The sequence below is a fragment of the Legionella gratiana genome (assembly GCF_001467695.1).
GTDB lineage: Bacteria > Pseudomonadota > Gammaproteobacteria > Legionellales > Legionellaceae > Legionella > Legionella gratiana.
The window spans coordinates 69,718-81,693 of the sequence record NZ_LNYE01000009.1 but is presented as its reverse complement, the minus strand read 5'-3'; the positions used below and the strand labels follow the sequence as shown (position 1 = coordinate 81,693).

Below are 11,976 nucleotides of genomic sequence, written 5' to 3'. Positions count from 1 at the left end.
AATCAATAAGGACGAATACCGTGGTTAAATCAGTTCGTGTGTTAATAGTCGGCGGTGGTATCTCGGGATTGACTTTAGCTAATTTATTAATTCAGAGCAATAAAGACGTTAAGTTTCACGTAACTTTATTTGAATCTCGGCCGTCATGCGATAGTAATAAGCAAAGTATCGGAGGGGGAATAGGCATTTGGCCACCAAGTCAGGCCGTATTAAAAAACATACCAAACTATCAAAATTTTATAGAACAATTTGGTTATATTATGCCATCTCCGAGTTACCGAGATGTAGAGGGTAAAATATTAGCAAGAGCTAATGAAGACTTTGGTAACCGATTTCCTGTTCAATGTTTAAACCGTGATGATTTAATAAATATGCTGTCGGCAGGTTTAAAAAATAGGGATGATGTTGAAATTGTTACGTCACAAAAAATCCGCGGATATGAAAGAGATAAGGATCAAATTGTAATTAATGCTGATGGTACTAAATATGAAGGTGATTTACTAATCGCTTGTGATGGCATTCACTCAAAAATCAGAAATTGTCTGATGTCTGAATTAGAACTGCCACCAGTCCTAGAAACCGACCTTGGTTATACTTATTTTCGTGCAAATACACAACTTCCAGCAGACACCCAGCATAAATGGTGGTCCGCAGCATTTGAAACATGGGGAAATGGTACCTCTAAACAGTATGGAAATCATGAAATTCGTTTTGGTTATGTTCCACTAAAACCACCAAATGCCTTCTGGTTTATCGCGGTTAAAACACAAAAAGATCACAAATATTTATCGCCAATTAATGGAGTTCAGGTAGTTAACGAAGACACTAAGGAATTTCTAAAAGAATTGATTAAAGACTGGAAACCTATTTGTACGGATTCTGGGGAGGTTGTAGTTGATTACGAAGAATTAATTAATTCAACGGACAAAATACTAAGAACAGATATTGCTAAAATTCAAGGCGTTGAGCAATTTCCTTGGACATCACGAGACAATCGGGTGGTGTTGATGGGGGATGCAGCACATGCTACTGCACCGAATATTGCGCAAGGAGCTGGTTTATGTATCGAAGATGCAGCGTGCCTGGCTTCTAAGCTCAATCGAGTTGATTATTTAGAAGGCTTATCCGAGTACGAGCAAGAACGAAAACCACGTGCTAAAACAGTGCAAAATGTTGCTGATTTGATTGCGTCCGTAGGACAGGTTCAAAATCCAATACTTAAAATGATACGAAATGGGGTAATGCGTACTGCGAGTAGTTTTTTTCCTTCGTTACAACGGAGCATATTTGAATATTTTGTATCGTTCAGCTTAGGCGGCTCAACGAAGTCGAAATATTGGCAGGCCCCTCGATTATCGATAACAGATGATGCATCATCTTCTTTATTCGGCAGTGTTTTTCCCCAACTTGATCAACTCGATAATCCTGTAAAAGAGTTCAAAACGTCGAGTATTGGCGGCAGCGGGACAGGTGTTGTTACCGTAGAAAAACCTTCCTCTTTTGCAAAGATACTGGGAACTTTTGCAGGTTTTCCCCGTGATATGAAGCAGCAACCCTTTTATGCTCAAGTAACCAATTTATCTAAAAATGTACAGCGTTGGAGTAGGGTATTTGGCTATAATACCCCTCAACAGAAAACATATTCAACCACCCACTCGACCTATCGTGGGTTTAACCAACAAATGTATTTAAGTGAGGGAATGGGTGGGTTTCTAGACAAAGCGTTTCGATTTATTTACCAAATAAAACTTCAATCCGATAAGTCATTAAAATATGAGTCTCAAGGTATAACATTTTTTGATTCATTCCAAGTACCATTACCCACATTTTTACTACCCAAATCAGAGTGGATTGAAACACCAATAAAAGAAGGATGGAAATTTGATGGCAAGGTTTCTTTTCCTATGATTGGTACGTTATTGCATTATTATGGTCAATTCCAAATTGACAAAAAGGATGCTGTAACGAATAAAAGAATTATTATAGCAGGTGGTTCTGGAATGATTGGCAAAGAGGTTTGTTTGGAGTTTATCAAAAAAGGATATGATGTATATTGTTTAAGTCGTTCTGCACAAACACAATTAAATATTGAAGGCGTCAAAGTCAGGCTCATTAATGAAGACTGGTCCGACTTAATTGATAAAAATACAATCATATTAAATTTAAGTGGATCAAATCCAGGCGCTAACAGATGGACTCCTTCGGTAAAATCAGATATAGCCGAATCACGCATTCGGGTAATTGACACAATAATTCAAAACATAGAAAGAGCTCAAGAAAAACCATTAAAATATCTACAAGCTTCCGCAGCAGGATTTTATGGAGATGCTGGCGATACGATTTTAACTGAAGACAGTGATTCCGTTGTTGGGGTTGATCCTGGAACAAAATTCAGAGTAGACGTGTGTAAGGAAATTGAAGAAAGAGCCAATAAAGCGAATTGCAACGTGGTTAATTTGAGAATTGGACATGTTCTATCTAATGAAGGTGGTCTTTTACCTTATTATCGATTCGCTGGTTTTTTCTGTGCTGGTCGATTTGGTTCCGGTAATCAATTTGTTCCCTTTGTGCATGTCAAAGATGTGGCGAAGGCGATTGAATTTATTGCCAAAAGCGATACGCTCAATGACGGTGCAATAAATATAACTGCACCACAACCCAGCAGTAATTCTGAAATGTTAAGGGAATTGAGATTGATTAAATGGGCCCCTGGAATACCCATGCCTGAGTCAGTATTAAAATTACTCATCGGCGAATCATCTGTTGTATTAACAGATTCTGAGCGAGTCCAACCAAAACGATTACTCGAGAGCGGATTCCAATTTGATTATAATACCATAAGTGAGTCCTTACATGGATTACAGTAGGAAATGCCATGTTTTAATCTCGAACTAAAAGTACATTTCAAATATGTATCAAAGTCAACACGTCCATCAGCTGTCTTAACGTAATCGCTCACGTAATGACTTAAGGACCAATCTTCGTCTCTAGGCAAATCGTCACCCTCCGCGAAAGCGGGGGGCTCAATCAAAAGCCTTACTATAAAAGCACAATTGTTCTAGAAACAAAGCGCTGACTGTTTAGCAAGTTATTTAGACCCTCCACTTTCGCGGAGGGCGACGTTCTTTCGAAACCGTGAGCTCCTCGAAACCTCATCTTTCCCTTCAGTAACTTATCCTGCCGGTCTTTTAGATTAAAGCTTTTGTCCCATCTCCTGCAATGGATTTTCTATAGTCGCTGTATTAGCGGGTCGTTCTGGAAATCTGAAAATAGAATGCTTGGGAAGAACCTCAGCTGAGATGATATTTTTTTCATTAAATCTAGGTACGTCTTTTTCATCAACTGTTGGCAACACAGTGTCCATTTTTTTATGACTATATGAACCTGAGCCGGCAGTAATACCCCCATCAATAATAAATGGAGCACCAGTCATAAATGAATCAGGATTGGCGGCAAGAAATAAAGCCAGTTTTGCTACTTCTTCTACGGTTCCCATTCGCCCCCAAGGAATTTTCTTACTGTATTGTGCTACCTGTTCTTCACGCATTAGCCCGTGACCAAAATCTTTATCCCATATTTCAGTATCTATCGCCGCCGGCACAATAGCATTACAACTAATGGGGTATCCCTGTTCTTTACAATAAATCGCAACCGTTTTTGTATAGTTTAAAACAGCTGCTTTACTGGATGAGTATGCGGCATAATCCGGTACACCAATTAAACCCGAACGAGACCCCATATTAATAATTGAGGCAGCAGAACTTTCTTTTAAAAATGGCAGCATGAATTTTATAGCAAGAAATACACCACGCAGATTAACATGATGCACCTCCTCCCAATCTTCTATAGAACAATGCTCAGGATCTTGGGGAGATTTTGTATTTGGAGGTGAATCAATACCTGCGTTATTAACCAGGATGTCAAGTTGACCAAACTTTTCTTTGATAAATGTGGCCGCACATTCCCAATCTGTTTCGGAGGCTACATTCAAACATAAATAAATAGCCGTGGCTCCAATTTTACCTGCAATTTGCTCTCCCTCTGCTTGAGAAGTTCTTCCAGTAATGATGACTGTTGCCCCATTCTGAGAAAATTTTTTAGCTATCCCTAAACCAATTGATTTAGTACCTCCCGTAATTAAAGCTACTTTTCCTTGTAGTTCTCCTGGCATTTTATTTACTCCTATGTATTTTATTTATAAAAGCACACACGTTGATGAAGAACGCTTTTCTGATTCATCGTTTTGAGGCTCTCTTTCTACCTCATTCAAGAAAGTCTTCCCCCCTCTTTTTAAATTTAATTTCGCTCCTGTGAGTTTAGGAACAGATTGAGATGAAGCAACTGAAGTTTCAAGCATATCAATCCCGAAATTTAAATAATGGATGGTTCGAATCTCACTATTTACTAAGCCTTGTACGTTATGTTGATAGTATTCAAGTGGCGTTTCTTCAACAGTAGAACTACTAAAAATTGAGCTTGAACCAATTTTATTCGATTCCACATTGCTGTTTTTGAAGAGCGCTTTCATCGCTTTAGTAAAAAATGGGATGCATGATGCATTATCATTAAAGCTTCGGTAAAATGGGCAGGCAAAACCCTCTTCTCCAATTTGAAAAATTATTTTTCCATCTACTTGCTTACAAAAATCTTTGCTTGCATAAAGAGATAAGGTAATCGTAGAAATTTTTAAACTGTCTTTTTCGATTAGTTCACCAGCTAGATGCTTCCTGCCTTTTAAATAGGTGGTTATGGTTTCATATAAATTAGAGGGAATTTTATCTTCCGAAAGAGTGTATGGGGCTTTAAACGTTGCACCTTTCATCGCTTGATAGGTAGGTTCATCAATAAAAATTCTGAGTGAAATTGGCGTCTGTCCCTCTTTTAAATGCCCCACATATTCGGAAACCAAATGGTTGGTATAAGCAAGTACACCTGGAAGTTCGGTGACTTTATTAAGTGCCCTTGTGGTGCCAGAGGCTTTATATTTAACTTCAACTGCATAACGCAGGGACTCATTGATTTGATTTTCCCCATTAAAAACTTGAGGATGGATAATCCCTCTTAATCCACCACTTCCTACAAAATAATCAGTTTCAGGATATTGTTTTTTTAATTCGTTAAAATCTTTTACTTCCTGATATTGAATTTTAATTCCAATGGACGCGGCATATTCCCTGAGTTTTTTTTCCAAATCACTGATTAATACTTTGGAAGGAATACTATCAAGTACCTCTCCAAAACCCTTACTCCTATCCATTCCAGAAAAGGAGCTTTGTTCCACATACATAGCGTGATTACGTACAGGAACTTCATATTTTTCAAACATAAGAATTTCTTTTTCTGGAAATTGCAATTTTAATTGTATCGCACCTAGAAGACCAATAGGTCCTGCGCCAATAAAAATTATATCAGTCATAATTTATTAAAAACCTCAAGAAAAACGGGTTGACATCATAACAGGTAAAAATTTATTTGCATCTGATTTTTAGAGAGTCGTTAGAATTAAAAAAAGTTCTAATACTGTTTTTATTTGAGACTGGATCATGTATAAATACTGTTCACAAACACTTATATGGGCACAAGCTGTGTGAGATACCATTCGATTAACGACATAAAAGGCTTCTCTATGCTTTTATGTCGAACTCAATTATTAGGCTTATTTATGAGATATTTAAAAAAATTACATGCTCAGGTTATTGCAGGAATTATTATTGGCATCATTTTAGGTATTGTTGCTCCAGCACTAGCTATTTCATTTAAACCCTTTGCAGATTTATTTATAAAGTTAATAAAAATGATGATAACCCCCATCATTTTTTTAACACTCGTTTCAGGAATTGCTGCAATGAGTGATATAAAAGCAGTGGGTAAAATTGGCGGTATCTCGCTGCTTTATTTTTTGATAACTACCACTTGTGCCTTAGCTTTTGGGTTAGTTATTGCGAATATAGTTCAACCTGGAACAGGTATGAATATTGATCCGTCTTCTTTAAATATATCAGAAGCACGATCCTATCTTGGTAAAACGGAACAGATGAGCAATGTCCAGGATTTTGTTCTCAATATTGTTCCTGAAACATTTTTTAGTGCATTTGTTCATGGAGAAATTCTGCAAGTATTATTTGTGGCAATCATATTTGCATTAGGTTTGATGTCTTATGGAAGTAAAGGAAAATTTATCTTAGAGGGTTTCGAGCATCTAACCAATATATTTTTTAATATCATTCATGCCATGATGCATTATGCCCCAATGGCCGCTTTTGCCGCTATGGCCTATACCGTAGGTAAATATGGAGTCCATTCGTTACTTGGACTGACTGAATTATTGCTTTGTTTTTATTTAACATGTATTGCATTTATCTTAGTCATACTAGGCAGCGTACTCTATTTTCTTTTAGGCTTAAATGTCTTTAAAGTGATCCGGTATTTTAAAACTGAAATTTTTATCGTTTTTGCAACATCTTCTTCTGAAACAGTATTGCCCAATTTGCTGGAAAAACTAATTGAATTAGGTTGTGATAAATCAGTGGTGGATCTGGTTATACCCACCGGTTACTCGTTTAATTTAGATGGAACAGCAATTTATCTTACTCTTGCAGCTTTATTTATTGCACAAGCAACCAACTCAGATTTACCCCTTAATCAACAAATCTTTTTATTAATGATTATGATTATCAGTTCAAAAGGAGCTGCTGGTGTTACAGGCAGTGGTTTTATTATATTAGCCAGCTCTTTAGCTACTATAGGGACAATACCTGTTGCTGGAGTGGTTATAATACTTGGGGTGGATCGCTTCATGTCCGGAGGGAGATCGTTAACCAATATGATCGGTAATGCCATTGCGGCATTGATTATTTCAAAATGGCAAAAATCGATTAATATGAAAAAAGTTCACGAAAAACTAGCATAAAAACGAGCACAAAATACGACCCAATATTAAAAAGATACTCCTTAACTTGATAAGATTTTCAGAGAAAGCACTATGTAGTGCTTTCGCTACCCCTCAAGTACTCTCTCCGATAACATACCTGAGTAAATGTTGTCTGGATTACTGGGCTGGAGTAGGCTTTGTAGCTAGCGTATTATCGGCACAATCATCAGCAACTTTATCGATGCCTGCTTCATATTCTTTATCAGTCATGTTATCTGATTTTTTAATCAGCTCCATTAATTTTGGCTGAGCGCATTGGCAATAAGAATTGATTAATTTTTTGTCATCATCTGTTTGTTTCGGCAAAACAACACTCCATCTATCAAGACAATAATCATTAATATCACTTTCTTTGGCTTTACTTAAAGTAATCTCTTCTTCTAAAGAATCCATTGCATCATGCAAAAGCGTTCTTGACATGCATAGTTGAATTGCCTTTTTTACTGCATCATCATTATCTAAGGATTGTTTTGCCGCACAACCACAATACTTTTCACCAAAATTTTTATAATCTAATTTATCTTTTGCTTCATCAGCCTTTTTCATCCAAGCATCGGTACATAAAGTTTGGAAATCTCCGCTTTGTTGTTGAGGATCTGCATGAACAGTGAAAGAAAAAAACATTGTAAGAACAACAGCTGTCCCTTTTAACATAGAAAAGGTCATTATATATCACTCCTTTGATTGAAAATGTTGTCTTCCCTAATTGAGAATAGCGTATGAATTAGAGGGAATCTACTATAGAATAGATCAAAAGCTTTTTTTAGTTTAAATTTTGTGTGCCTCTCAGGAACAAGCCGCAGAAATAGGAGAATTATCCTAAATTCGGCAGTTGAATCGTAGCGAAAGGGTCTAATATGCTGATTTTTTATCGAAGGCGTATCACCCATACGGTGAGATGAAAAATCAGAAAAATAGACAGAAAAATCAGTGCAGTGGGCACTCGTAGTAGATTCAACTGCCGAATTTAGGATTATATTTGACCCGATTATTGAGAAAGTTACATATTGGTCTGCAACAAAAGGAAATAATAATGAAAATTATTGTCGTAGGAGCAACGGGAACAATAGGTAAAGCTGTAACTCAAGAATTATCAGAGCGTCATACGATCATTAAAGTTGGACATACAAATGGGGATTTTCAAGTTGATATTAGAGATATCAACTCAATTGAATTACTCTATCAAACAATTGGCTCATTCGATGCTGTAGTCGCTGTAACTGGTGAAGTATTCTATGGCTCTTTAATTAAATTTACCGAGGAACAGTATAACATAGGTTTGAATAGTAAGTTGATGGGACAAGTAAGATTAGTTCTAGCGGGTCTTAAATACATCAATAAAGGAGGCTCCTTTACATTAACAAGTGGCATTTTAAGCCATGATCCAATCTTACTGGGATCATCTGCTTCTATGGTCAATGGAGCTATTGATTCTTTTGTAAAAAGTGCAGCTATTGAAATGCCCCACCATCTTCGTATTAATGCCGTAAGTCCAACGGTAATCAGTGAATCAATGGAAAACTACGCACCCTTTTTCCGTGGTTTTGAGGCTGTGCCTGTAAAACGAGTTGCCTTGGCCTATAGTAAAAGTGTAGAAGGTGCGCAAACAGGGGTTGTTTACCATGTGCAATAATTTAAATGCTCTTGTTCTTCAATAAGAAGGAAACGCCTCAATAAAAAGGTAGAAGATGCTGAGTATTTTTATTTATTGAGTCACAACAAGAAATCGCAATGGATGGGCGTTCCCAAAAATTTTACAGAAAAAACCACCCTATAGCGAAAATTAGAAAAACCAGGCTGTCTCCCATCCATGGCAACAGTCGTTGAGCTCATATTAAAATCCATATTGAGTCTTCAGTTCATTGTGCATCTCCTTTTTTGCCAATAATACTTGGGTATAATCTAGTGTATCCTTTAGGGCTTTCTCAAAAGCATCTTCATTTCCATGCAATAATAAAGTTGTCGCATTGATTTGTTCAAACCCATCAATAAAGCTATATTCCTTTTTGATTTGAGGTATTTCCAAAACACTTAAGAATTCATTGAAACAATGACCACCGCTGTTAAATAATAAACTAGACATAAAACATTTTAAAAAAGTAGTAAATTTTTCTTGGAAATTAAATGGCAGTTGTCCTTCGTTCTGTAATTTTTTCATGATACGTAATTGACATAATGTCGTACCAGATATGGAACAGGAAAATGGATGAACTAATTTTGAAAAATTCTGCTTAGCCCACGCTGATTCTGGATTAAACGTATTTTGATCGGAGGGTTTTAGGAACGTGAAACCATTCTCTGCATAAGCGATATCATTGCGAGGCACTGGCATGTAGGTTTTCATCAGCCCAAAATGATTGGAATAATAAGGTGATTTTTCAGTAGGTAAGCTAGGTTTTTCCTTAATTATCCTACCTCTATTTGCTTCCGAGAAAAATCCTGTACCATAAAGATTCAGAGGTATCTGGGGATTTTTAGCATGTAACACGCCTAACCAAGATGCTTTTAATATTAATATTACTTTTTCTTGTTGCCCCGGTGTTAGTTTTTGATAATTTTTATGGCTTTGCACTTTTTGGAATGCATCCATATATTCCGTAGCAAAATTATCCTCCTTTGGAGAAACTTTACCTTCCATATAACTATTATATTTATTTTTAGTTTCTTCAGGTAAAGCGTTATAGAGTGCTTGATAATATTTTAAAAGATCTTCTCCATTCATTTTATCCAAGGAATTTAATAAAGTTTCAAATGCCAAATGGGTCTCAAAATAGCGCCTGGAAGGATCCTCATCGATCTCTTTTTCACTGTAAGAAATTTCATATTCTTTTGTTAAGCCACTTTCGCTAAATAATTGTTTCATGTAATTGAGTTCTGTTGAAGAAAGGATACCTTGAATATAGAATTGCTTCAAAGCATTGCAGAGGGATGTGTTATCTTTGTACTTATTCATTAAAAGCAATAGTGCTTGACCAAAAGAAATTGTTACCATGACATAAACCGTTATGAAAAATAATATTACTTTAAGTTTAAATATTAATCATTAAGAGAACGTTAAGAAAAACCAATTTTTTGGACTGAGGGATTGATGGGTATTGGTAAAAAGCCATTAAGTGTTAGAAAAAATTTATGATTTCCCTTGATAAAGAACCTCATAAAATAAGCTTTTCTTACTAAAGAATATCTAAGGCATAGAAATGCCTTTTACGTCAAACTCACGTTATTTAGAGTGTATGGTAATGAAATTTAATATATATATTAAAATATTGACTGCGTTCTTTGTGATTTTTTTATTTTTTGTTTTAGCATTTTGTAACTATTTAAAGTCAGTTGAGAAAGAAATAGTTATTAATGCAGGAAAAACTATGTCACAAGGACTTTTAATTAGTTTAGAAAATGAATTAATTAAAAACCCAAAATCAAACTGGGGTACACTAATAAAGAAAAAGAGAGATGACAGTGTTGATCTTATAGCAATTGACAGTCTAAAACTTACCCTGGCGCAGAATAACCAATTAAATAATGGTGAGATAATTTTTTTATCAGGCACAACCTATCAATTTCTAAACGAGGTAATTGTAGAACATACTGCATATAAAAAAATTGGTAATACCCCATACGCATTAGCTTACAATTTTTCAGATCCTAGCCAAATTATTTTTAATTATATGAATCCTGTTTTAAAACAAATTGTTCAACATTTATTATCAAAATCGAAAAATACATGGAGTAATGAACTAGTAAATTTAGAAAAAATATATGGTTTCCCTCTCCATGTTTATAAAACCGAGAGTCAACTCTTACCAAGTAATATAACTAATTCTTTATCAACAAAGCGTCTAGTATTTGAAACAAATAAAAACTCGTCACAAATTGTTATTCTTTATTATAATTTTAGTGGTGGAATACTCAAAATTGGCCCACTAAGCTATCTACCAGTTATGGCAAGAATTAGTGATGTTATGTATTATTTCATAGTGGCTTTCTTTTCCTTGTCTCTTTGTCTTATTGCATTTTTTTCACTGCTTTTTGTTAGAAATATGAAGAAAGTATATCAGATAACAAAAAATTTTAGTCAAGGAAACTTCGATTTTCATCGAAAAATAGGCACCACCTCTGTTTTGTATGGGCTTTATATAAATATCATCCACATGGGTAAGCGCTTAAAAGAACTGATTGAATCACATAAACAAATGTGCCGATTTGTCGCACATGAAATTAGAACCCCTTTGTCAACCATACAAATGGCGACGGACAGTATCAAAAGGAAAAACGTAGACGATGTATTACTCAATAAGCAGGTGAACAGCATACAAGAAGATATTGCAGGCATGAATCGCATCGTTAGCACTTTTTTGATTTACTCAAAAATGCATTCAAGTGAATTAAAATTAAACTTGTCCAAGACAGATATAATATTATGGTTAAAAAAGTTATTAGAGCCGTATTCTTCATCAATATTTGAAATTACATTTCATACTCATGAGTTAGATTCTTTGAGCGCATACATAGATGAAAATATTTTAAAACATGCGGTTACCAATTTGATTACAAATGCCATGAAATTTGCAGTGCGCCATATTTCTTTAACCATTTCGCTGGATAATCGTCATATTTTAATTCACGTAGATGATGATGGTCCAGGCTTGCCAAATGATGTTGACATTTTTTCTGAATATACGATTGCCGAAGACACAGGAATTGAAAACAAACATATTGGATTAGGATTAGCTATTGCTAAAAAAGTTGTTAATCTCCATGCAGGAAAAGTAACAGCTACGCAATCACCGATATTAAAAGGCGCTAGATTCACCATTGCACTTCCACGGCATTAATGAGAAACAAGACAGCGTGATACCATATTCAACCAAACAAAATACCTACTGAGTTAAAAATGATTTTACTACGCGAACCTTCTGCCCAAGATGAAACTGCATTTATTTCTACAATGAAAAATAGCCGCAACTTTCATTTTCCTTTTATAACTGCACCCTGCACTTCTGAAGAGTTCCAAACTTATTTGAATAAGAGTAAACAAAAAAGTG

Annotated in this window: 8 protein-coding genes; 4 read left to right on the top strand and 4 right to left on the bottom strand. The window is 35.5% G+C overall.

The features are described from left to right. Positions 1 to 20: 20 nt before the first annotated feature. Positions 21 to 2,867: a TIGR01777 family oxidoreductase gene (locus Lgra_RS04240; RefSeq protein WP_058498040.1), complete on the top strand. Its 2,847-nt coding sequence runs from the start codon at positions 21 to 23 to the stop codon at positions 2,865 to 2,867. Between the two features lie 326 nt (positions 2,868 to 3,193). On the opposite strand, the gene Lgra_RS04235 is transcribed toward Lgra_RS04240, so the two are convergent. Next, the gene (locus Lgra_RS04235) at positions 3,194 to 4,171 is read right to left on the bottom strand and encodes an SDR family NAD(P)-dependent oxidoreductase (RefSeq protein ID WP_058498039.1); all 978 of its coding nucleotides are present in this window, start codon (positions 4,169 to 4,171) and stop codon (positions 3,194 to 3,196) included. A 24-nt stretch (positions 4,172 to 4,195) separates the two neighbouring features. Next, positions 4,196 to 5,416, bottom strand: coding sequence for a hypothetical protein (locus tag Lgra_RS18200; RefSeq protein WP_238584345.1), 1,221 nt, complete (start codon positions 5,414 to 5,416; stop codon positions 4,196 to 4,198). A gap of 246 nt (positions 5,417 to 5,662) precedes the next feature. On the opposite strand from Lgra_RS18200, the gene dctA reads away from it, so the two are divergent. After that, the gene (gene dctA / locus Lgra_RS04220) at positions 5,663 to 6,910 is read left to right on the top strand and encodes a C4-dicarboxylate transporter DctA (protein WP_058498065.1); all 1,248 of its coding nucleotides are present in this window, start codon (positions 5,663 to 5,665) and stop codon (positions 6,908 to 6,910) included. 138 nt (positions 6,911 to 7,048) lie between these two features. Here the strand turns inward: dctA and Lgra_RS04215 are convergent, their stop codons facing one another. Beyond that, positions 7,049 to 7,597 carry a hypothetical protein gene (locus Lgra_RS04215; RefSeq protein WP_058498038.1) on the bottom strand — a complete coding sequence of 183 codons (549 nt, stop codon included), beginning with the start codon at positions 7,595 to 7,597 and terminating at the stop codon, positions 7,049 to 7,051. Between the two features lie 367 nt (positions 7,598 to 7,964). Here Lgra_RS04215 and Lgra_RS04210 point away from each other — a divergent pair, with 367 nt between their 5' ends. Further along, positions 7,965 to 8,564, top strand: a complete 600-nt coding sequence (locus Lgra_RS04210; protein WP_058498037.1) for a short chain dehydrogenase — start codon at positions 7,965 to 7,967, stop codon at positions 8,562 to 8,564. A 201-nt stretch (positions 8,565 to 8,765) separates the two neighbouring features. On the opposite strand, the gene Lgra_RS04205 is transcribed toward Lgra_RS04210, so the two are convergent. After that, entirely contained in the window at positions 8,766 to 9,923 is a 1,158-nt protein-coding gene (locus Lgra_RS04205; RefSeq protein ID WP_058498036.1) for a hypothetical protein, read from the bottom strand. A gap of 205 nt (positions 9,924 to 10,128) precedes the next feature. Between Lgra_RS04205 and Lgra_RS04200 the strand changes: the two genes are divergently transcribed. After that, positions 10,129 to 11,766 (top strand): sensor histidine kinase, encoded by a 1,638-nt coding sequence (locus Lgra_RS04200; RefSeq protein ID WP_238584344.1) that lies wholly within the window; start codon positions 10,129 to 10,131, stop codon positions 11,764 to 11,766. Positions 11,767 to 11,976 lie beyond the last annotated feature (210 nt).

What these genes read in the sequence shown, in the direction of transcription:
- Lgra_RS04235 (WP_058498039.1), bottom strand. Translation starts at nt 4,171, where the DNA reads ATGCCAGGAGAACTACAAGGAAAAGTAGCTTTAATTACGGGAGGTACT.
- Lgra_RS18200 (WP_238584345.1), bottom strand. Translation starts at nt 5,416, where the DNA reads ATGACTGATATAATTTTTATTGGCGCAGGACCTATTGGTCTTCTAGGT.
- dctA (WP_058498065.1), top strand. Translation starts at nt 5,663, where the DNA reads ATGAGATATTTAAAAAAATTACATGCTCAGGTTATTGCAGGAATTATT.
- Lgra_RS04215 (WP_058498038.1), bottom strand. Translation starts at nt 7,597, where the DNA reads ATGACCTTTTCTATGTTAAAAGGGACAGCTGTTGTTCTTACAATGTTT.
- Lgra_RS04210 (WP_058498037.1), top strand. Translation starts at nt 7,965, where the DNA reads ATGAAAATTATTGTCGTAGGAGCAACGGGAACAATAGGTAAAGCTGTA.
- Lgra_RS04205 (WP_058498036.1), bottom strand. Translation starts at nt 9,923, where the DNA reads ATGGTAACAATTTCTTTTGGTCAAGCACTATTGCTTTTAATGAATAAG.
- Lgra_RS04200 (WP_238584344.1), top strand. Translation starts at nt 10,129, where the DNA reads ATGCCTTTTACGTCAAACTCACGTTATTTAGAGTGTATGGTAATGAAA.